This window comes from Modestobacter versicolor (genome assembly GCF_041028285.1).
In the GTDB taxonomy this organism is placed as follows: domain Bacteria; phylum Actinomycetota; class Actinomycetes; order Mycobacteriales; family Geodermatophilaceae; genus Modestobacter; species Modestobacter versicolor_A.
On sequence record NZ_JABGDB010000062.1, the window covers coordinates 1 to 517 of the forward strand.

1 protein-coding gene is annotated in these 517 nt (G+C 48.7%); it reads left to right on the plus strand.

Annotated features, from left to right (window positions below):
- A partial coding sequence (locus HL054_RS22265) for a YadA C-terminal domain-containing protein (RefSeq protein ID WP_369141313.1) occupies nucleotides 1-329 on the plus strand: 329 nt, incomplete at its 5' end.
- Nucleotides 330-517 lie beyond the last annotated feature (188 nt).

Sequence of the window (517 nt, forward strand, 5' to 3'; positions counted from 1 at the left end):
GTGCAACCATTGCAAACCATGAGCAGCGCCTTAACACGCTGGAAACTCAGACTAACAGCCAGTTTAAGAAACTGAAAGACGATGTAGACCAGAACCGCAAACGCGCTAGCGTAGGTGTAGCGGGTGTGGCGGCTATGGCGAACATCCCACAAGTAACAGATAGTCAAACCTTTAGCGTAGGTGCTGGCGCTGGTACTTATGACGGACAGCAAGCCTTAGCAGTGGGCTTTAGTGCTCGAATCAATGAGCACGTAATCACCAAAGCAGCGGTTAGCGCTGGTACTTTCGGTGGGGCTTCCGTGGGTGTGGGTGTTTCCTACGGTTGGTAATCCTTAGTAAGTGTGTGTAAGTCAAGGGGCGCTAGTTATGGCCCCCTTTTTACGGGGTTTTATCATGGTTGCATTCTGGTTTTATGCTCTACTCGCTTTAGTTTTTTATATTGGCTGGCTCACTCGCAAAATCTTTGTTAAGTGCCACATGTACACAATGTGTAAGAGGCTTGACCAATGGCGGAAAG